The sequence below is a fragment of the Streptomyces sp. NBC_01335 genome (assembly GCF_035953295.1).
Taxonomy (GTDB): domain Bacteria; phylum Actinomycetota; class Actinomycetes; order Streptomycetales; family Streptomycetaceae; genus Streptomyces.
Window position 1 is genome coordinate 7,674,083 of the sequence record NZ_CP108370.1, and the last position, 20,843, is coordinate 7,694,925.

Here is a 20,843-nt window from a genome sequence, read left to right on the forward strand (position 1 = left end):
CGGCGACGACTCGCACACGACGTGGCGGTCGGCCGTGCCGGGGTGGGCCGACCGCCACGAGGCTCAAGGCGACGCCGGGGGCGCCGAGGTCGTCGTGGTGGGCACCGGTGCCGGCGGCTCGCACGCCGAGGTCTTGTCCTCGGCGTGGCGTGGGGCCGAGAGCGCCGCTCGCCAGCCGCCGTGTGCGGTGATCTCGCGGGCGCCGTCGAGTGCTACGGGCTCACAGAGGAAGCCTGTCACGCAGGTGCCGTCCGCGAGTTCCACGGTGCCGAGGGCCATGGGGCGGGGGAGCGCCGCGAGGAGCGTGCCGAGCCCTTCGGCCGAAAGCCGCCACACCTCGGCCTCGATGGCGGCACCTCCCTCGACGGTACGGACCAGACCGGGTTTGGGCGGCGACGTGTCGAGGGCGTACAGCCGGTAGACGGGTGCCGTGGTGGTGGTGCGTACGAGCCGGGCGCCGAGGGCGAGCAGCTGTCCGTTCAGAGGCTGTCCGGACAGGTGCGCGCCGACCACCGCCAGGTCGTGTTGTGGAAGGAGCGTCGTCCGCCCGACAGGCGGGACTTCCACAACACGACCCAGGCGCGGAGGCGGGGTGGTGAGCAGGCCGGCGACGCGGACGAGCCGTTCGTCGGTGAACGCGGGGCCGATCAGCATCACGCCGAACGGGAGCCCGTCCACCTCGCCCGCCGGAACGGCGACCGCCGCGAGGTCGAAGAGGTTGGTCGAGTTGGTGAACCGGCCGAGCCGGGCGTTCGCGCCCAGGGGGTCTGCCGCGACCTCCGCGAGGGTCGGATGTCCGGGCGTCGTCGGCAGGAGGAGCGCATCCGCGTCCCCGAGCGAGGCCAGGGCCCTGTCGCGGAGGACCGACAGCCTCTCCAGATCCGCGCAGAGCCGGTGGGCCGGGATGTCCCCGGCCCCGGAGATGATCCCGGCCACGGTCGGATCGAGGTCCGTCGCATCCGCGTGGGCGTCGACGAAGTCGCCCACGGCGGTGTACCGCTCGGCGACGAACGCTCCCTCGTAGAGCATCGCGGCCGCTTCGGTGAACGGCGCCAGGTCGACCTCCAGGAGTTCGGCACCCGCGTCGGCCAGCCGGGTCGCGGCCGACGCGAACGCCTCGGCCCAGCCCGGGTCCAGCTCACCGAGCTGCCCGGGACGCGGGACCGCGATCCGCCACGGACCGGGGCGCCGCTGCTCCAGGGCGGGGAGCTCGCGCGTCCGCGGTGCCGCCATGAAGGACAGTGCCTGCTCGGCCTCCGGAAGGGTCCGGGCGAAGACGGTCACACAGTCGAGCGAGGCGCAGGCGGGAACGACGCCCGACGTCGGGACCAGGCCACGGGTCGGCTTGAGGCCGACGACGCCGTTGAACGCGGCCGGTACCCGGCCCGAGCCCGCCGTGTCCGTGCCGAGCGCGAAGTCCACGATGCCGAGGGCGACCGCGACGGCCGATCCGGACGAGGAACCGCCCGAGACGTACGCCGGGTCCACGGCGTTGCGGACCGGCCCGTACGGGCTGCGCGTTCCGACCAGGCCGGTCGCGAACTGGTCGAGGTTCGTGGTGCCGAGGACCACGGCGCCCGCCGCCCGCAGCCGAGCCACCGCCGGGGCGTCGGCCTCCGGCTCGTACGCGTACGAGGGACAGCCGGCGGTCGTCGGCAGCCCGGCCACGTCGATGTTCCCCTTGACCGCGAACGCCGTTCCGGCCAGCGGCAGCCATTCACCGGCGGCGACCCGCCCGTCGACCCGGGCCGCCTCCGCCTCCACGTCTTCACGGGGCCGGAGACTGATCCACACCTCGGGCCGGTCCACTTCCTCGATCCGGGTGTACGCGGCGCGCACTCTCTCCACGGTGCTGGTCACGCGTACACCTCCGCGGTCGGGACGGGAGCGAGGACGAGGAGCGCGCTGCCGGCCTCCACCTGGCTGCCCGTCTTGATCAGGACCTCCGTGACGATCCCGTCGGCGGGGGCCGGCACGGGCGCCTCCATCTTCATCGCCTCCAGGGCGATCAACTGCTGACCCGCCGACACCCGGTCACCGACCTCGACGTTCACCTGCCAGACGCAGGCGGGGAACTCGGCCTCGACGAGGCGGCCGCCCTCGGGCACCTCGATGTCGGCGGTCACCGGGACGGTCCCGGTGGCGGCCTCGGCGCGGGCGAACTCACCTGCGGCTTCCCAGGCGTCGCGCTCGGCGCCGAACGCCGTGTTCTGCCGGTCTCGGAAGGCGCTGATCGACGCGGCGTTGTCCGCCATGAACGTCTGGTACGCGGCGAGCGAGAAGGTGCCGTCCTCCGTCTTCGGCACGAAGCGACCGGAAGTGATGTCGGCGCGCAGTTCGAGGAGTTCGTCGGCGCTCACCGGATACCACTTGATGCGGTCGAAGAAGCGCATCAGCCACGGCGTGCCCGGTTCGAAGGCGCCGCGCTGTTGCCAGCCCGACCAGACCTGGGTGGTGCGGCCGACGAACTGGTAGCCGCCGGGGCCCTCCATGCCGTAGACGCACAGATACGCCCCTCCGATGCCGACGGAGTTCTCCGCCGTCCAGGTGCGGGCCGGGTTGTACTTGGTGGTGATCAGCCGGTGCCGCGGGTCCAGCGGTGTGGCGACGGGTGCACCCAGGTAGACGTCGCCGAGGCCGAGGACGAGGTACTCGGCGTCGAAGACCGTGCGGTACACGTCGGCGGACGTCTCCAGGCCGTTGACGCGGCGTATGAACTCGATGTTCGACGGGCACCACGGGGCGTCGTCGCGTACGCCCGCGACATAGCGGTCGATGGCCTCGCGGGTCGCCGGGTCGTCCCAGGAGAGCGGCAGGTGCACCGTTCGGCTGGGTACCACCAGTTCGTCGGTGGCGGGCAGTTCCTCCTCCACGCGCATCACGGTGCGGAGGAGTTCCCGCTGCGGCAGTACGCCGGGGTCCGTCTGGATCTGGAGCGAGCGGATACCCGGCGTGAGGTCGACGACGCCGGGGAGTGCGCGTGCGGCCAGCGCCTCCGCCAGCGCGTGTACGCGCATGCGCAAGGCCAGGTCGAGCTGCATGGGGCCGTACTCGACCAGGAGGTTGTCGTCACCGCTGCGTCGGTAGGTGACCGACGGGCGGGCGGTCGTCTCTTCCAGGCGGGCGAGGATGCCGCCGTCGACGACGGCGTCCCGGTCGGCGCGGGGCTCGGTGGCGGGTGCCTTCCGCAGGTGCGTGGCAGTCTCCTCGGTCACGGGCACGAACCGGACCGTGTCGCCGGGGCGGAGCTGGCCCAGCTTCCAGCGCTGTCCGCTGACGACGGTGGCCGGGCAGACGAAGCCGCCGAGAGAGGGCCCGTCCGGTCCGAGGAGGACGGGCATGTCCCCCGTGTAGTCGACGGCGCCGACGGAGTACGGAGTGTCGTGGATGTTCGACGGGTGCAGTCCCGCTTCGCCGCCGTCCGTCCGGGCCCAGCGCGGCTTGGGGCCGATCAGACGTACGCCGGTGCGGGCGGAGTTGAAGTGCACCTTCCAGTCCGCGGCGTAGAAGTCGCGGATGTCGTCGTCGGTGAAGAACTCGGGGGCGGCATGGGGCCCTTCGACCGCGCCGACCCGCCAGTGCCCGCTGAAGACCGGGCGCTCGTCGAGGGGGACGGCGAAGGTCTCCGGACGGGCCTCGCCCCCGTGCAGGACGTCACCCGCGCGCAGGGCACGGCCGCCGTGGCCGCCGAACCGGCCGAGGGTGAAGGTGGCCGCACTGCCCAGGAACTCCGGCACATCCAGGCCCCCCGCGAACAGGACGTACGTGCGCAGGCCCCGCTCGTCGGGCGCCCCGACGGCGAGAACCTGCCCGGCCCCGACGGTGACGGGCTCCCACTGCGGCACCGGGCTGCCGTCGATCGTCACCTGGGCGGGGGCACCGGTGACGCAGACGGTCGTCGGGTGGGTGAACCTCAGCGAGGGGCCCTGCAGGGTGCATTCGAGCCCCGGCGCGGCCTCGTCGTTGCCGAGTGCGGTGTTGCCGAGCCGGAACGACAGGTCGTCCATCGGCCCGCCCGGGGGAATACCGACCTGCCAGTACCCGGTGCGTCCCGGCCAGTCCTGCACGGTCGTCAGCGTGCCAGGGACGACGACCTCGATGCGCGGGGTCGGGTCGGTGACGTCCGCGAGCGAGGCGGTGGAGTGGGTGGCGGCGCGCACGTCGACGTGCCGGAGCGCCGCGCGGACCAGGCCGAGGTTGGTCTCGATGCCGTCGACCCGGGTCGCGTCGAGCGCGGCGTCGAGCCGGTCGAGCGCCTCGGCGCGGTCGGCACCGTACGCGATGATCTTGGCGAGCATCGGGTCGTACGCGGTGGTGACCTCCGTGCCCGTCTCGACCCAGCCGTCGACGCGGACGCCTTCGGGGAAGGCGACGCGGGTCAGCAGGCCGGCGCTCGGGCGATGGTCGCGGGAGGGGTCCTCGGCGTAGACACGGGCCTCGACGGCGTGGCCGGCGGGGGCCGGGGGCTCGGTGACGACGGCGGTGTCCCCCTGCGCGAGGCGCAGCATCCACTCGACGAGGTCGACGCCGTAGATCGCCTCGGTGACCGGATGCTCGACCTGGAGCCGGGTGTTGACCTCCAGGAAGTACGCCTCCTCGCGGACGGCGTCGTACACGAATTCGACCGTGCCGGCGGACCGGTAGTCCACGGACGCGCACAGGTCCCGGGCCGAGCGGGCCAGGTCACGGCGTACGTGGTCGGGGAGGCGGGGAGCCGGTGCCTCCTCCACCACCTTCTGGTTGCGCCGCTGGAGCGAGCAGTCGCGGTCGCCGAAGGTGACGACCTTGCCGAGGCCGTCGCCGAAGACCTGTACCTCGACGTGGCGCGCCCGCTCGACCAGCCGCTCCAGAAAGACCCCGGCCGAGGAGAAGGAGGCCGCGGCCACGCGCTGCACGCGCTCCCACGCGTCCGCGAGGTCCGCCGCGCCGTGACAGGCCTGCATGCCGATGCCGCCACCGCCGCCGGTGGCCTTGAGCATCACCGGGTATCCGATCTCCTCGGCCGCCGCGAGGGCCGCCGTGACGTCCGGGAGGAGACCGGTGCCGGGAGCGAGGGGCACGCCCGCCGCCCGTGCGGCTGCGCGGGCGGTGTGCTTGGCGCCGAACAGCTTCAGTTGTTCGGGCGTGGGGCCGACGAAGGCGATGCCGGCGTCGGCGCAGCGGCGTGCGAACCCCTCGTCCTCGGACAGGAACCCGTAGCCGGGGTGGACGGCACCGGCGCCGGTGTCCCTGGCGGCCTTGAGGACCAGGTCGACGTCCAGGTACGACTCCTTGGCGGGTGCCGGGCCCAGCCGCACCGCGTCGTCGGCCAGGCGGACGTGTTCGGCGCCGCGGTCGGGGTCGGAGTAGACGGCGACGGTACGCAGACCGAGCGTGCGGGCGGTGCGGATGATGCGGGCGGCGATCTCGCCGCGGTTGGCCACCAGCAGGGTGTCGAACGTCATCGGGTGCGGTCCTCGTCGTTCCGGGCGGGCTCGGTGATCGTCAGGCGAAGGGGTGTGGGATCGAACCCGTTGCAGGGGTTGTTGATCTGCGGGCAGTTGGACAGCAGGGCGAGGACGTCGGTCTCGGCGCGGAGTACGACCTTCAGACCCGGCGCCGAGAGGCCGTCGACGATGCCGAGCGTGCCGTCCTCCTCGACCGGCACGTTCATGAACCAGTTGATGTTGGAGACGAGGTCCGGCTTGCCGAGCCCGTGCCGGACGCCCTCGGCGAGGAAGTTCTCCACGCAGGCGTGCTGGGACCAGGTGTGGTGGCCGTAGCGGAGGGTGTTGGACTCCTTGGAGCAGGCGCCGCCGAGGGTGTCGTGCCGTCCGCAGGTGTCCTCGACGACCGTCATCAGCGGGGTGTGCTCGCTGGACATCAGCACGGATCCGGTGGTCAGGAAGACGTTGCCCTGCGCCTGGAGGGTGTCGGGGGCGCTGTAGCGGACGGAGGTGTCGTGGGCGTCGTAGACGAGGAAGTCCGCGGCCTGGTTGCCGTGCAGATCGGTGACGGTCAGCCATTGGCCTTTGCGGACGATCGCCGACCATGCGGCGCGGGCGGGCACGGTGTCGTCGCGGACGACGCGGGCGGCGGGAGCGACGGTGGTCATGCGGTCCTCCGGGCGGTGAGGTGGTCGGCGGTGTTCAGGAACGCGCGGCGGCCTTCGGGGGTGGCGTTCCACAACGGGTCGCCGGGTGCCGTGGCACGGGACCGGTATGCGAGAACCTCGAGATTTCCGCAGGTGTACGCGGGACGCGGGTCCAGCGGGTGGGGGACGTTGGCGAGGAGGACGACGAGGTCCTGCTCGGCGCGGAGGGTGACGCGCACGGCGGGACCGGCCGAGCCGGTGAACTCGGTCGCCCCGTCCTCCGCGATCCGGACGCCCTGGAAGAAGGAGACGGAAGGCGGAAGGTCGCGAGGACCCAGGCCATTTTTGAGGCCGGCGAGTTTGAACAGTTCGCGGCCGGCCGGAGAGGCGGACTGGCAGGTCCCGTCCCCGTAGCGCGCGGTGTTCCGCGCGAGGGTGGAGGTGCCGGTGAGCGCGTCGTGACAGCCGGAAGTGTCCTCGACGACGGAGGCGAGCACGCGGCCCTGGTCGGAGAGGAGCAGGTGGCCCTCGCCCAAGTAGGCGTTCCAGAGCACCTTGACGGTGTCGGCCGCGTTCAGCCGCTCCCAGGGGCGGTCGGCGCTGTGGAGGAGGAGGTGGGCGCACGCGTCGCCGGTCGGATCGGTCAGCCGCAGTTCGGTGCCCCGGGCGAGGACCTTGTGGGTGTAGTTCCCTCCGGCCACGGTCTCGGCCCATACGACGTCCTCGGAGGCGACGCCCCGGGGAGGCTCCGGCCAACTGCTCGCGGGCAGGACGGGCATGGCGTCGGCTTCCCGGCCCGCCTGGGCCCGGGCGTGGTCGCGCGCGCCGTACGCCGATGCTGTCGCTGACGGTGTCGTCATGGGTCGACCTCCGGGTCGGGGCTAATTTCTATCGCTTGACAGAAATTAGGCAGTGGGCGCTTCGGGGCCATTGCGGGTGAGTTTCTGGCCGGTTTCCGCAAACTCACCGGGGGGATCGGCCCCGAGCCGGTCGTCGGCTCTGTGCGAGGATCGTGGAGTGAGCACGCCCACCAGCAGAAAAGTCGGCCGCCCGCGGATCCAGAAGCGCCCTTCCAGTGGCCTCGAACCGCGCGACGAAGTCCTCGCCGCGGCAGCCGACCTGTTCACCACCCGCGGCTACACCGCGACATCCACCCGGACGATCGCCGAACGGGCCGGCCTGCGCCAGGCATCCCTCTACCACTACTTCGACGGCAAGGAAGCGATCCTCGCGGAGCTGCTCGAAGGGACCGTCCGGCCCTCCCTCGAAGTGGCGCGCGGCCTCGTGTCCCGCACGGAGGCGGCCCCCGAGGCGCGGCTGTGGGCTCTGTGCCACTCCGACGCGGCGCTGCTGTGCGGCGGCCCCCACAACCTCGGGGCGCTCTACCTGCTGCCGGAGGCGCAGACCGGCCACTTCGCCGACTTCCACCGGGTCCGGGCCGAACTCAAGTCCTGCTACGCCGAGTTGCTGGCCGCCACGGACGCCGGCGCGGCCCTCGGCCCCCACGACCTGGCCCTGCGCACGGACCTCGTCTTCGGCCTCACCGAAAGCGTGATCCTCATCCGGCGAGCCGACTTCGACCGCGACCCGCAAGCCCTGGCGGTGGCGACGGCGGATGCCGCGTTGCTGGTGGCCGGCGTACCGCAGCGTTCCCTGGCACGGCTGCGCCGCGAGGGGCAACGACTCCTCGCGGCGCAGGACTGACGGTACGCGCGGGCCTCCACCTCTGCCCCGTCCTCCGGCCGTCCGACCCCTCAGGACCGAGAGGCTCGAACGCCCCTCGCCGCGGTCTCCCTCCCGCTCGGCGCCCCTGGTTCCGTCCGGGCCCGACGACGGTGACGGTAAGCGGCGCCGGCCGCGACCGTCGCGCCGAGAACCAGGACGGTGAACCACTGGAAGTACCAGTGGCCGCCGGCGGGGTCGTACACCGCGGTGCGCGGCCAGGCGAGGTTGACCGTCATGAGGAGCCCGTAGCCGAACGCGACCGCGTTGACGGGGAGTCCCCAGCGGCCGAGGGAGAACAGGGGACGGCCGAGTTCGTCGCTCCGGCCGTCGTCCGCCGGCGGCCACTCGCCCCTCAGCCGCCTGAACAGCATCGGCCCGGTGACCATCGCGTACGCCAGGTACACCATCGCGATGCAGCTCGTGCCGATGGCCAGAAACGCCTGCGCGGACGCGAGGTTGAGCAGGAGCAGCAGCCCTGCCCCGACACCGACCACGGTCGCGGCCGTCCCGGGCATCCCGGTCCTGCGCGGCACCCGCGCCAGCCGCGCCGAGTGCGGGAGGACACCGTCGCGGGCCATGGAGTAGAGCATGCGGGTCGCCGACGTCTGGATGGCCAGGGTCGCCGCACAGATGGCCACGGCCACGTCGCCGAGCAGCACCCTGCCGAGGCCGTCGCCGAGCGTGCTGGTGAGCACGTACCCCAAACCCCCGGTCGCCAGGCGTCCGTCGGTGAGGGAGGGCGCGGCGAGCAGCCCGCCCAGCAGCAGGAGCCCTCCGCAGACTCCCGACGTGGTGAGGGCGGTGAGCGTCGTACGGGGGGCGGTGCGCCGCGGGTTGACGGTCTCCTCGCTCATCTCGCTCGCGCTCTCGAACCCGATGAGGACGTACGCGGCCGTGAACGATCCGACGAGCAGCGCCGTGATCAGGCCGCCTTCACCGCCGGTGTGCAGGGTGACCGCGGGGCCGCGTTCCGCGTGAGTGGCGAGGAGGGTGACGATCAGGGCGATGCCGGCGATCTCGGCGGTGACACCGACCGTGTTGACGGCGGAGAGCGCCCGGTTGTCCGTGACGTTGAGGAGGGTGGTGAACACGAGCAGGATCAGTCCGAGAAGAGCGGCGTTCGCGGCTCCCGTGACCGTCGCGGGCGACGGATCGCCCCTGACCATCTGGAAGCCGGGCCAGACGGCGGGCAGGACCACCTGCAGCGCGAGAGCGGCGGCCGCCACGACCACGATCCGCCCGACCACCATGATCCAGCCCGCGTACCAGCCGAAGGACGGAGTGCCGAGCCTGCTCGCCCACTGGTAGACGGCGCCCGAAATGGGCATCCGGGCGGCGAGTTCGGCGAAGCAGGCGGCGACGAGGAGCTGACCGACGAGGACCGCGGGCCAGGTCCAGAAGAAGAGCGGCCCGCCGAAGGAGAAGCCGAGCGAGAAGAACTGGAAGACCGTGGTCAGCACGGAGATGAAGGAGAACCCGGCGGCGAAGGACGCGTACCTCCCCATGCGGCGCCGCAGTTCTTGGGGATATCCGAACGAGGCGAGCGAGCCGTCGGGCCGGTCCCGGTCCCGGTCCTCGTCCGTCGCGTCGGGCGGGAGAGGAGCCGGTGGAGTGGGATCGGTGGTCACGGTCATGGCGGGTCCCCTGTCGCGGCGGCGAGTCCTGCGAATTTCTGTCGGGTGACAGAAATTAGGGACGGCTGGTTTCCCCCACGTGTCCCCGCCGTGTCCCGGCCGTTAGTGACTCCTCTCCGGGCGGAGGCCGGGGGACAGGCTCGCCGACTGTCCTGTGAACGGCGACAGCGGCCGGGCTTCGGTGGCCGTGGGCAAGGAGCTCCGAACGGACGACGGAGGGAGCGGAACCAGATCCTGCTGGTCCAGACGCGGATCCGCTCTGCTCGTGGCCGTATGACAGGTGGCCCGAACGACGTTCAATGGAAAGGCTGTTCAGGCCGGTGGTTCGGGTCCTGTGCTCTAATCCTCCCTAGTGAACGAGCCGGAGCGGATCGGGGCGCATGGCTCGTCGATGATGCGCACAACCTTGATGGTGACGTGGGCCCGGAGGCCGTGCGGGCCGCGCTCGAACGCAAGTGAGCCACGTACGGGCAGCGCGTCGGCGGTCTTCTCGTCGAGCCGCTCCCGGGTCCCGGCCGCGTCGGACAGCGGAGGAACCGCGCTCCACAGCAGCAGGTGCCCGGCCAAGTCCGCCCGGATTCAAGCGAATTGAGCCTCGCAGCTCGCGAACATGAACGTACGGGGATCACGGACGGCGTCGGCCCCCGCACCGGTGCGACCAGAGGTACGCGACGACCCGTACGCCCGGCGCGGGGGCCGAGCCGTCACGCGTGCGTGGAGTCCGGCGGGAAGGAAACCCGTTCGCGTGTCATAACCCACCTCCCGACTGCCTCGTTCCCTCTCATGGGTGCCGGACGTTCATGGCATCGGTCACTCAGTCGGACAGGGAGTTCACGCGTGAGGCCTCAGGCCACCGACATGTATCAGATCGCCGAACAGCGCCGGCCTGCCGGCCGCGGCAGAACCGGCCAACGCGCTCCGACGGCGCAGGTCGCCGTACGGACGTCCGCCCCGCCCCTCGTCGGTCGGCACGACGACTCCGCTCTGCGCGCCGCGCTCGCCGCCGCGACCGAGGACACCATCATCTACGACCTGGAGGGCATCGGCCGTCAGTACACCGCCCTGTGCGCCGAACTCCCAGGTGCCGCCGTCCGGTTCGCCATGAAGGCGTGCCCGGTGGATGAGGTGCTCGGCCATCTCGCCCGGCTCGGTTCCGGGTTCGACGCGGCGGGACCGCAGGAGATCGCCCAGGCGCTGCGCACCGGGGTCGCCCCCGAGCTGATCCACTACGGCAACACCGTCAAGTCCGACCGCAACATCGCCGATGCCTATCGGCTGGGCGTGCGCGACTTCGCGACCGACAGCCGGGAGGACGTCGCCGCGATCGCCGAACACGCGCCAGGATCAGCGGTGTTCTGCCGTATCGCGACCACCGGCGACGGCGCCCTGTGGGGCTTGAGCCACAAGTTCGGCTGTTCGCCCGAGGACGCCCTCGGCGTGCTCGCCGCCGCCCGGGACGCCGGACTGGTGCCTTCAGGTCTGTCGGTGCACGTGGGCTCCCAGCAGATGACGGCCGAGGCCTGGGGCGAGGCGATCGAGACACTGGCCGGCTCGCTGGAGACGCTCAACCGGCACGGCATCGTCCCGGACCGGATCAATCTCGGCGGTGGACTGCCCGCCCTCGGCGTCCTCGACCGGCGGGGCCGGCCACTGGAGCCGCCCCTGGACAAGATGTTCGCGGTGATGCGCGACGGCATGGAACGGCTGCGCGCCGTCAACGCGGCCCCGCTCTCCTTCCTCCTGGAGCCCGGTCGCCACCTGGTCGCCGACCACGGCGCGATCCGCGCCCACGTCGCCCGGCTCACCTCCCGCCTGCGGGCCGACGGTACCCGTGCGAACTGGCTCTACCTCAGCTGCGGGAAGTTCAACGGCCTGTACGAGATGGATCAGTTGCAGTACCGGCTGGAGTTCCCGGCACACCCCCAAGGGCAGTTCGTCGACGCGGTGGTGGCCGGTCCGACGTGCGACAGCGACGACGCGTACGCCCAGGAGGGCGGCTTAGTGAGGGTCCCGCGCACCATCGCCTCCGGTGACCCGGTCTGGGTCCACTCCTGCGGTGCGTACGCCGTCGCCTATGCCACCCGCGGGTTCAACGGCTTCGCGCCGCTGCCGTACACGTGCGTCGCCGGCTCGGCCCAGGAGGGAGAAGGCGTATGAGCGGCATCAGGATCAGGCTCCTTCTGGAGGACGACTGGGACGCGGTGGTCGAGCTGGAGGAACGCGCCTACCGGGCGAGCGGCCTGGCCGAGGGGCGGGAGGCGCTGCGCTCCCGGCACCGCGTCTCGCCGTCGACCTGCTTCGTCCTGGAGCACGGGGGCGGCTTCGTCGGCTACCTGCTCGCACTGCCGTACCCGCTCCACCGGTGTCCCGACCTGAGCCTGGCCGAGGTACGCACGGATCGGGAGAGCGGCCGGGAGAGCAACCTGCACCTCCACGACGTGGTGATCGCCGAGCAGGCGCGCGGCCGGGGCCTGGCCCGCCGGATGCTGCGGCATCTGGAGGAGACCGGGCGCGCGGGCGGCTACCGGACGCTCTCCCTGGTCGCCGTACAGGGCTCGCGGGCGCTGTGGGCCGAACTGGGCTACCGTGCCCGGCCCGAGACCGTACTGCCCGCGAGCTACGGCGCCGAGGCGGTGTACATGTCGAAGCCGGTGGAAGCCGCGGTCACCGATCCGGCTCTCGCACCGTCTTCCGCGGCGGAAGCGGGCTGACGCGGTCGCGGATGTCCGCCGTCCCCACCCGCGTCGGGGACGGCGGACAGCCTGTCAGTACCGCCAGCGGACAGCCTCGATGACGTCCGCATCCGTGTGCCCCGCGAACAACTCCGCCTCGGCCCGCCGGACGGCCAGAACGGCCTCGTACAACTCGGGGCCGAGCGCCTGCCGCAGGAGGGCGGACTTCTCGAACGCGTCGGTGGCCTCCGGCAGACTCGCCGGAAGACGCTCGGCATTGCCGAGCGCGGCGGGGTCGCCCCGGGTCTCGGGAGGCAGCTCCATACCCGCGTCGAGTCCGGCGAGTCCGGCGGCCAGCACCCCGCCGACCGCCAGGTACGGATTGGCGGCGGCGTCGAAACACTTGAACTCGGCGTTGGCCTGCCCCGCGGCGGTGCCGGTGATCAGGCGCAGGGCGGCCTCGCGGTTCTCCAGGCCCCAGCAGCGGTAGGCACCGGCGAAGTGGGAGGGGACCAGACGCAGATAGGAGGCGACAGCCGGCGCGCCGAGGGCGAGCAGGGCCGGCAGCTCGGCGAGTGCCCCCGCGAAGAAGTGCTCGGCTTCGGGATGCAGACCGTGACGGCCGCGGCCGCCGTTCCCGAGGTTCCCGCCCTGCCGCCAGAGACTGAGGTGCAGGTGGCCGCCGTTGCCGATCGCACCCTCGGAGAAGACGGGAGCGTACGAGACCCGCAGCCCGTGACGGGCGGAGACGGCCCGGACGGTGTGGCGCACCAGCATCGTCGTGTCGGCCGCCTCGACCGGGCCCTCGGCGGCGACCGAGACCTCGAACTGCCCCGCGGAGTACTCCGGGTGGAGTTGCAGCACCGTCAGACCCTGTGCGGTGAGGGCGCGAAGCACCTCGCGCAGGTAGTCGGAGTGCTCGATGAAGCGGGTCATGCCGTACCCGGGCGCGGACGTCGCGGGATCTCCGGCGGCGTCGGCCACCACCCACTCGATCTCGATCCCGGCTCGCACCGAAAGCCCGCGCCGCTCGACGGCCTCGGCCGCCCGGCGGGCGAAACCGCGCTGGCAGCCGGGGTGCGGGGTGCCGTCCTGGGCATAACGGTCGGCCGGAGCCCAGGCCCAGCCGGGCTGGGCGGCGAGCGGGGTGAGCCGGTCGAGGTCGGGGACGAGCCGCAGGTCGCCCGTCGGGCCGGTACTCGAAGCCGTGGTGGTGAGGGAGTCGTCCACCAGGGAGACGTCGAAGCAGGGGACGGCGCCGACACCGTGCTCGGCGGCGTGCCGGAGTCGGGCGAGCGGGACGGACTTCACCCGGGTGAGCCCGGCGTTGTCGACCCAGCCGAACACCACCCCGTCGATTCCGTCGGCGGCGAGCTGGACTTCGGCCGCACGGGCCTGAGCGGCCCGCTCAGCCGGTGATTGCGTGGTGGTCATGCCGTCCATGCTGGCGTTCGCGGCAGCGGGATCGCCAGCAGCCGTCCGGGAGTTCACTCGTCCGTGGACCACCGGAGCTGCTGCGTGACACCCTGACCGGGCCGGCAGGAGTCCACCAACTTCTGGCAGCCGAGCGGGCGTTGTCGATCCGGATCGGTCAGGCGTGCCGGAGGCAGAGGGATCCCCACTGGAAGCCCGCGCCGATACCGGACAGCACGTAGGTGTCTCCCGGGAGCAGCGAGCCTTCGGCGACGGCCGTGTGGAGTGCGGTGAACACGCCGGCCGACCCGGTGTTGCCCAGTCGGTCGATGGTGACGGGGGCGCGCTCGCGCGGGACCCCCAGGGCGGCCGTGGTCTCGTTGAGGATGTTCAGGTTGGCCTGGTGCAGGAAGAAGTGCCGCACCTGGTCGATCGGCACGCCGGCGCGTCGAACGGCGCTGGTGATGCTCTCCGGGAGGCGTGTGGTCGCCGCGTTCCAGACGGCGCGGCCGTCCATGGACAGATAGTGGTCCCCGGCGGCGACGGTGGCGGTGCTGGTGGGCATCCGGGAGCCTCCTGCCGGGATCTGGACGTCGTAGGACAGCTGGGAGCCCAGGCTGTACGAGAGGAGACCCGAACCAGGACTGTCGGTGCGGGTGAGGACGACGGCCGCCGCGGCGTCTCCGAAGAACACGCCGGTGGTGCGGTCGGTGGGATCGGTGACCCTTGAGGCACAGTCGGCCGCGAGCAGCAGGACGGTGGTGATGGAGGGGTTCTGCAGGAGGTGGGACGCGATCAGCATGGCCTGGATGCCGGAGGCGCAGGCGGCTGTCGTGACGTCCAGGGAGAGGGCGCGGTGGGCGCCGAGGGCTTCTTTCACGATGAGTGCGGTCGACAGGAGCGGTTGGTCCCACGTGTAGGTGGCCACGATGACCGCGTCCAGCCGGCCGGGCTCGACGCCGGCGGCTTCCAGGGCCGGGTGGGCGGCGGCGACACACATGTCCGAGGTGGCCAGGTGCGGTGCCAGACGACGGCGTTCGCGGATGCCGGTGCGGCTGGTGATCCATTCGTCGCTGGTGTCCAGGGAGCGGATGAGCTCCTCGTTGGTGACGACGGTCGGCGGCAGGTGGATTCCCGTCCCGGCGATGGCGAACGGTACGGAAAGGCCCGCGCCGGTCTGATGGAGGGGGGTCTGCTCCAGGGCGACGGTCATGTCACGGCGCTCCGCCCGGGGGTCGTCGTTACTCCTCGATAAAATTCCATATTCAGCATCTCTCCATTGATGGGCCATTGGCCCGGTACCGACGGATCGTCGAATGCAAAGCCGTCGCATCGTCTCACGGGAATCGGGTCTTAAATCAATCTTTAATTCGATGGCGTGGGGAATTGGTTGATCGCTTGACAGTGAAATCCGTGGGAATTCGTTTCGTGCTCCGCGCGTGCATCTGTCGGAACCCGTACGGCTTTCGACAGATGCACGCGCCGCCCCGCCGCGACCGGCGACCGGAGGTTCAGGACGACCTCTGCCCGGGCAGGGAGGCGCGCAGGGACGGCACGGAGGCGAGCAGCGCCCGGGTGTAGGGGTGGCTCGGTGCGCGCAGGAGCGTCCCGGTGGGAGCGATCTCGACGATCCGGCCGTGCCGCATGACCGCCACGACGTCCGAGACGTGGCAGACCGCCGGCAGGTTGTGCCCGATGAAGAGCATGGAAAGCCCGAGCCGCCGCTGGAGTTCACGCACCGTGTTGAGGACGGCGGCCTGCACCGAGACGTCGAGCGCCGAGGTGATCTCGTCCGCGATCAGCAGGCCGGGCTCGACGGACAGGGAGCGGGCCAGGGCGACCCGCTGACGCTGGCCGCCGGACAACTGGCGCGGCAGGCGATCGGCGAGCCGCGGATCCAGACCGACGAGGCCGAGCAGCTCGTCGACGCGCTCGACGCGGGCGGCCCGGTCGAGCCGGCGGAAGACCGTGGCGGCCTCGACGAGGGCCTGACGAGCCGTCATCCGCGGATCGAGCGCGGTGTCCGGGTCCTGGCCGACGATCTGGACCAGGCGGCCGAGCCGCCGCCGGTCGTTGACGGTACGGGTGCGGACCTCGCGGCCGTCGACCAGAACGCGGCCACCGTGTACGGGAACGAGGCCGACGATCGCGCCGGCCAGACTGGACTTCCCGGAGCCGGACTCCCCCACGAGACCGAGCGTGGTGCCGGACGGGATCTCCAGCGAGACACCGTCCACGGCGGCGGGGGCGCCCCGGGGGCCGGGGTGGCGGACGGTGAGGCCGATCACCTGAAGAGTGGTCATGACGCCGGCACCGCCTCGGGGACCGCCGCCGGCACCGGATGCCAGCAGGCGACCCGGTGATGGATCCCGATGTCCTCCAGCCGGGGAGCCTGCTCGGCGCAGCGGTCCTGGCGGCGCGGGCAACGAGGCTCGAACGGGCACCCCGGCGCGGGCGCGAGCGGATCGGGCGGCGCGCCCTCGACCGCCGGCAGCGGTCGGCCCCGGTCGGCGCCGAGGTCCGGTACGGATGCGATCAGGGCCCGGGTGTAGGGATGCCGGGCCCCGTCGGCGAGGCGGTCCACGGGCAGGGCTTCGACGATGGTGCCCGCGTACATCACCAGGATCCGTTCGCAGAACTCGCCCACCAGCGCGACGTCGTGGCTGATGAAGAGGATCGCCGCGGACGTGTCCCGCCGGAGGTCGGTGAGCAACCGGGTGATCTGGCGCTGCACGGTGACGTCGAGCGCTGTGGTCGGTTCGTCGGCGATGATCAGTCCCGGCCGCACCATCAGCCCCGAGGCGATCATCACCCGCTGGCGCTGGCCGCCGGAGAGCTGGTGGGGACGTGAGCGCAGCAGCGCCGGGGACAGGGCCACGCGACTCAGGGCGTCGGCGGCCTCCGCGGCGGCCTGCGCACGGCCGACACCCCGGTGCGCCCGGACCGCCTCGGTGAGCTGGGTGCCGATGCGCAGGGACGGATTGAGCGCCGAGGCCGGGTTCTGGAAGATCATCGACAGGCCCGTCGCGAGGTGCCGGTCCCGTTCCTTCGGCGTCAGGGCGGAGAGGTCCTTCCCGAGCAGGCGCAGCGTGCGCCTCGACACCCGGGCGCCGTACGGGAGCAGATCGGCGACGGCGAGCGCGGTGAGCGACTTGCCCGACCCCGATTCGCCGACGAGGCCGACGATCTCGCCCGGCCGCAGGGACAGGCTCACACCGCGCACCGGCCGGATCGTGCCGTCGGAGGTGGGGAGTTCGACGGTGAGGTCCTCGACCTGGAGGACCAGCCCGTCCTCGGCGGGGCCACTCGGAGCGGGCACTGGTACAGGGGCGCGCCGCACCGGCCCGCGCCGTGCGACCTGTCCGGCCAAAACCTCCCCGAGCAGCTGGAAGGCCAGCGCCGCGTAGAGGATGGCAAGGCCGGGGGCGAGCGCCGGCACCGGCTCGGCGTAGATCCGGTCGAGCCCCTGGCTGAGCAGCTGGCCCCAGTCGTACCCGGGCGGCTGGACACCCAGTCCGAGGAAGCTCAGCCCCGAGAGCGCGACCAGGGCGGTGCCCCCCGCGGTGGTGACGCTCAGGAGCAGCGGCTCCGCGATGTTCGGCAGGAGGTGCCGCCACAGCAGGCGGTGGCGGCGCAGACCGAGCACCCGGGCCGCGGCCAGGTGATCGGTGCCCGCGACGCCTGCGGCGAGGGTCTGGGCGAGTCGGGCGAATCCCGGGACGGCCGCCGCCGCGAGGGCCAGCACCGCCCCGGTGGCGCCCGCGCCGAACACGACCGCGAGGAACATCGCGACGAGCAGCGCCGGGAAGGCGAGCAGGAGGTTGATCAGCCCGCCGGTCAGCCGGCGGCCGCGTCGCCCGAGAACGGCGGTGCACGCCCCGAGGAGGACTCCCGCACTCGCGCCGAGCAGCACCGCCGCCAGCGCCAGCAGCAGGGAAGGACGGGTGGCCGTCAGGATGCGGGCGAGCAGGTCCCGGCCGAGGCCGTCGGTGCCGAACGGATGCACCGCGGAGGGCCCCTGGAGCACGGCCGACGGGTCCGGGCGGTCGGCTGCCGCGCCCCAGACCAGGGGGCCGGCCAGAGCGAGCGCGACGAGCGACGCCAGCATGACGGCGGTGGCCCAGGCCATGGGAGAGCGTGGACGTGCGGACGGGGGTCTCATGGTCACATCTCCCGGATCGCCGAGCGGGGGTCGAGCAGGGTGAGCAGCACGTCCACCAGGAGGCCGGAGAGCAGCACGGTGGTGCCGAGCACCAGAACCATGGCCTGGACCACCGGGTAGTCCTGTGCGACCACGGACTGGGCCATGGCGGAGCCGATGCCGGGCCAGGCGAAGACCTTCTCGACGAGCACGGTGCCGGCGATCAGGCCCGGCAGCAGGCTCCCGGCGACGGTGAGCGCGGCGGACGCCATGTTCGGTGCCGCGTGTCGGAGGTAGCGGCGTGCGGGGGACAGCCGCTTGCTCCGGGCAGTACGCAGATAGTCCTCGTTCAGCACCTTCAGCGCCTCCACCCGGACGATGCGCAGGAGCACGGCGGTGGGGGCGAGGGAGAGCGCGAGGACGGGCAGGACGAGCGACTCGGCGCCCGCCGCCCCGGCCACCGGGAGCAGCTGGAGGCCGACGGCCAGCAGCGCGGTGAGTCCGGCGGCCAGGACGAAGTCCGGCACACCCGTCAGACCGGCGGTGACCGCGGTGAACACCAGCTCGGTGCGCGGGCGTCGGCCGTCACGGGTGCGGACGGCGGCCAGCAGGCCGCCGGGCAGTGCGACGGCGAGGGCGGCCAGGAAGGCGAGGACGGCGATCTCCAGGGTGGCCGGCAACCGGGTGCGGACCAGCTCGGCGACCGGTGCGCCCGTGACCAGCGACGTACCGAGGTCACCGTGCAGCAGGCCGTCGAGGTAGTGGCGGTACTGGGACAGGAAGGGAGTGTCGAGCCCGAGGTCGTGCCTGCGGGCGGCCACGAGGCCGGGGGAGGCGTCGACGCCGAGAGCGGCCCGGACCGGATCGCCGGGGATGAGGCGGATCATCGCGAAGGACGCGGTGACCACGACCCCCAGGGAGAGGAGCAGCCGGACACCGCGGCGGCCGAGGAACACGGTCCAGGGGTGCCGCAACAGCTGGGATGCAGTCATGGTGGGCCCCAGGTCACTGGTGGAGGCGGATGCTGGTGGGAACGAGCTGGCCGCCGAAGGTGGTGGCGAAGGTGGTGCGGTAGCCGTACAGGCTGCTGCCGCCCTGGGCGATCGGCAGCGCGTCGGCCGAGCGGAAGAGAGCGGCGGCGGCCCGGTTCCACGTGTCGCATCCCGTCGTGTCGGTCTCCCTGAGGGCCCGGGAGACCAGGGCGTCGTACTCGGGATTGGCCACCCCCGCGAAGTTGAGGCCCCGGGCGGGGGTGGGGCCGGAGAAGAAGGAGACGAAGCCGGCCGGCAGCGCGAACCCCGGCGTGCTGCCGACCACCACGTCGAACTCGGCGCTCTGGTACATCGCGTTGACGAGGGCCGGCAGGCTCTCGGAGACCAGGTCGACCCCGGCGCCGAGCGCCGTCCACTCCCGGGCCATGAGCTCGGCGACGGAGACCAGGGTCGGGCCGAGGTCGGGGCTGGTGATCAGGCGGAGCCGGAGCGGCCGGCCGTCCTTGGAGAGCGGGCCGCCGGCGGAGCGGGTCCAGCCGGCGGCCCGCAGGGCCTCGGAGGCGTCGTGCGTGGGCAGGTTGGCGTCGGCGAGGTCGGCGTGGCAGACGGAGCCCTCGGCGCCGAAGTCGGTGGCGGGGCTGCCGGTGCCGCCGACGGCGACGTTGGCCAGCCCCTGCCGGTCCAGGGCGGAGACCAGGGCGCGGCGCAGCGCCCGGTCGGAGAGCACCCGCCCGGGACGCTGGTTGAAGAAGGTCAGCCCGACCACGGTCGCCACCTCGACGGTGGACAGGCCGCGTCCGGTGAGGCGGGCGCGGTCCGGTCCGCTCACGCCGGCGATGTCGGTGCCCCCGGTGAGCAGCAGGTTCGCCGCGGTGGACGCCTGGGGCACCACCGAGAGGACGATGCGCGCGGGGAGGCCGGGTTCCCCGGTCGTCGCCCCTGAGGGCCCCCAGGAGTAGCCGTCGCGGACGGTGAACTCGTACGGTCCGCCGGGGGTGTAGCGGGTCAGTACGTAGGGACCGGTGCCCTGGGTGGTGCGGTCCAGCGAATCGGGCCGGTCGAGGCCTGCGGGGCAGACGATCGGCAGCAGACCGATGGTGCGGGTGAGGAACGGGAAGGGGGCGGCGGCGGTCGCCGACACCGTGCCGGTCCCGTCGTCGGCGCTCGCTTCGAACGGGACGTTCGGCAGGACGGTCTGGGCGCCGGCGAGCTGGTTGGCCGGGTCGCCCGCGTAGGTGAGTGCGCGGGCCACCGCCGAAGCGGTGAGCGTGGTCCCGTCGGAGCAGGTGACGCCCGGGCGGAGGGTGAAGGTGGCCGTGGTTGCCGTGGCCCGCCAGGAGGTGGCCAGGCCGGAGACCAGGCCGCCGTCGGGGGCGAGGTTGACCAGGGAATCGTAGGCGTAGCGGGCCTGGGAGGCGCCGAACGCGGAGTACGGGTCGAAGCTCGGGGTCTCGCTGGTCCCGGCGATCCGGACGGTGCCGCCGATCACCAGCGGGGTGGTGGTCGAAGAGGTGGCGGCTCCGCCGCAACCGCCCAGTGCGACGGCGGATGCGGCGAGGGCGGCCGCCAGGGCGACCGGCGGGGAGCGTCGGAACATGGCGTCATGGTGCCACCGGCTTGCTGGTCCCGGTCTCCCAACTGGCTTGTGAGGCAGGGGTGTTCGAATCGCTTGAGCCGCCTGGCAGCTGGGCGGGGAGCCGTCGGGGGCTGCGGGGCGTCCGATCCGGGTTCACCCGTACGGGGGGTGCCGGGGCCCGTCGCGCCCACCGGGCCGGGCGTCGTGGCGGGCGGTGTACGCGGGGCGCGGGACTTCCACGGGGCGGGGCGGAGGAGGAGTGCCGTCCCGCCGTCCCCCGGCGTCTGGCGTTATCCCCCGGCGGCGGGCGTTGCGGAGGGGAATGCACCGAGAGAGGTAATCGGATAATCGCATTGAATTCCGTGGGGTGGTGCGGTTTGGGGGTTACGCGCAAAGAATCATGAACACTCGCACGAGTGAACGGGGAGAGCTACTTGGCCCAGACGGGTGTGATTCCGCTACCGTGATCACGGGATCGGATGGTGAGTTCCGGCGTCCGGGAACCCGATGAGACAGGTGAGTCCCGGATATTTCGAGAGTGAATCCCGCCCGGTTGTGCACTGATTCGTATTTCGTGCCCGGGTTCCCTGTCATACGTATGCGTGGAGAGGATGGAG

The 20,843-nt window shown here is 72.4% G+C and carries 15 protein-coding genes; 3 read left to right on the forward strand and 12 right to left on the reverse strand.

Annotation, left to right across the window (positions count from 1 at the left end):
* Window positions 1-63: 63 nt before the first annotated feature.
* The 4 genes from atzF to OG599_RS32525 are packed head-to-tail and all read right to left on the reverse strand — an operon-like array spanning window position 64 to window position 6,933.
* Entirely contained in the window at window positions 64-1,860 is a 1,797-nt protein-coding gene (gene atzF / locus OG599_RS32510) for an allophanate hydrolase (protein WP_327179546.1), read from the reverse strand.
* Window positions 1,857-5,444 carry an urea carboxylase gene (uca, locus tag OG599_RS32515; protein WP_327179547.1) on the reverse strand — a complete coding sequence of 1,196 codons (3,588 nt, stop codon included), beginning with the start codon at window positions 5,442-5,444 and terminating at the stop codon, window positions 1,857-1,859. The genes atzF and uca overlap by 4 nt, the downstream gene beginning before the upstream one ends.
* Entirely contained in the window at window positions 5,441-6,094 is a 654-nt protein-coding gene (locus OG599_RS32520) for an urea amidolyase associated protein UAAP2 (protein WP_327179548.1), read from the reverse strand. The genes uca and OG599_RS32520 overlap by 4 nt, the downstream gene beginning before the upstream one ends.
* Entirely contained in the window at window positions 6,091-6,933 is an 843-nt protein-coding gene (locus OG599_RS32525) for an urea amidolyase associated protein UAAP1 (RefSeq protein WP_327179549.1), read from the reverse strand. Before OG599_RS32525 ends, OG599_RS32520 begins: the two co-directional genes overlap by 4 nt.
* Window positions 6,934-7,090: 157 nt before the next feature.
* Here OG599_RS32525 and OG599_RS32530 point away from each other — a divergent pair, with 157 nt between their 5' ends.
* Window positions 7,091-7,777, forward strand: a complete 687-nt coding sequence (locus OG599_RS32530; protein WP_327179550.1) for a TetR/AcrR family transcriptional regulator — start codon at window positions 7,091-7,093, stop codon at window positions 7,775-7,777.
* A gap of 50 nt (window positions 7,778-7,827) precedes the next feature.
* On the opposite strand, the gene OG599_RS32535 is transcribed toward OG599_RS32530, so the two are convergent.
* Together OG599_RS32535 and OG599_RS35540 are read right to left on the reverse strand one after the other, a co-directional pair.
* Entirely contained in the window at window positions 7,828-9,432 is a 1,605-nt protein-coding gene (locus tag OG599_RS32535) for an amino acid permease (RefSeq protein WP_327179551.1), read from the reverse strand.
* 339 nt (window positions 9,433-9,771) lie between these two features.
* Complete coding sequence (locus OG599_RS35540; protein ID WP_442809621.1) at window positions 9,772-9,999, reverse strand: DUF6357 family protein; 228 nt, start codon at window positions 9,997-9,999, stop codon at window positions 9,772-9,774.
* A 270-nt stretch (window positions 10,000-10,269) separates the two neighbouring features.
* Here OG599_RS35540 and OG599_RS32545 point away from each other — a divergent pair, with 270 nt between their 5' ends.
* Together OG599_RS32545 and OG599_RS32550 are read left to right on the forward strand one after the other, a co-directional pair.
* Complete coding sequence (locus OG599_RS32545; RefSeq protein WP_327179552.1) at window positions 10,270-11,589, forward strand: type III PLP-dependent enzyme; 1,320 nt, start codon at window positions 10,270-10,272, stop codon at window positions 11,587-11,589.
* Window positions 11,586-12,143: a GNAT family N-acetyltransferase gene (locus OG599_RS32550; protein WP_327179553.1), complete on the forward strand. Its 558-nt coding sequence runs from the start codon at window positions 11,586-11,588 to the stop codon at window positions 12,141-12,143. The genes OG599_RS32545 and OG599_RS32550 overlap by 4 nt, the downstream gene beginning before the upstream one ends.
* A 54-nt stretch (window positions 12,144-12,197) precedes the next feature.
* On the opposite strand, the gene OG599_RS32555 is transcribed toward OG599_RS32550, so the two are convergent.
* The 6 genes from OG599_RS32555 to OG599_RS32580 all read right to left on the reverse strand — a co-directional run bounded on the left by OG599_RS32555 (window position 12,198) and on the right by OG599_RS32580 (window position 20,247).
* Complete coding sequence (locus OG599_RS32555; protein WP_327179554.1) at window positions 12,198-13,538, reverse strand: glutamine synthetase family protein; 1,341 nt, start codon at window positions 13,536-13,538, stop codon at window positions 12,198-12,200.
* Window positions 13,539-13,695: 157 nt separating this feature from the next.
* Window positions 13,696-14,730 (reverse strand): 3-oxoacyl-ACP synthase III family protein, encoded by a 1,035-nt coding sequence (locus OG599_RS32560; protein WP_327179555.1) that lies wholly within the window; start codon window positions 14,728-14,730, stop codon window positions 13,696-13,698.
* Window positions 14,731-15,028: 298 nt separating this feature from the next.
* Entirely contained in the window at window positions 15,029-15,820 is a 792-nt protein-coding gene (locus OG599_RS32565; RefSeq protein WP_327179556.1) for an ABC transporter ATP-binding protein, read from the reverse strand.
* The gene (locus OG599_RS32570) at window positions 15,817-17,646 is read right to left on the reverse strand and encodes a dipeptide/oligopeptide/nickel ABC transporter permease/ATP-binding protein (RefSeq protein WP_327179557.1); all 1,830 of its coding nucleotides are present in this window, start codon (window positions 17,644-17,646) and stop codon (window positions 15,817-15,819) included. The genes OG599_RS32565 and OG599_RS32570 overlap by 4 nt, the downstream gene beginning before the upstream one ends.
* A 35-nt stretch (window positions 17,647-17,681) precedes the next feature.
* Window positions 17,682-18,650, reverse strand: coding sequence for an ABC transporter permease (locus tag OG599_RS32575; protein ID WP_327179558.1), 969 nt, complete (start codon window positions 18,648-18,650; stop codon window positions 17,682-17,684).
* A gap of 13 nt (window positions 18,651-18,663) precedes the next feature.
* A complete protein-coding gene (locus tag OG599_RS32580; RefSeq protein ID WP_327179559.1) occupies window positions 18,664-20,247 on the reverse strand; it encodes an ABC transporter substrate-binding protein in 1,584 nt (527 codons plus the stop codon).
* Window positions 20,248-20,843: the final 596 nt, after the last annotated feature.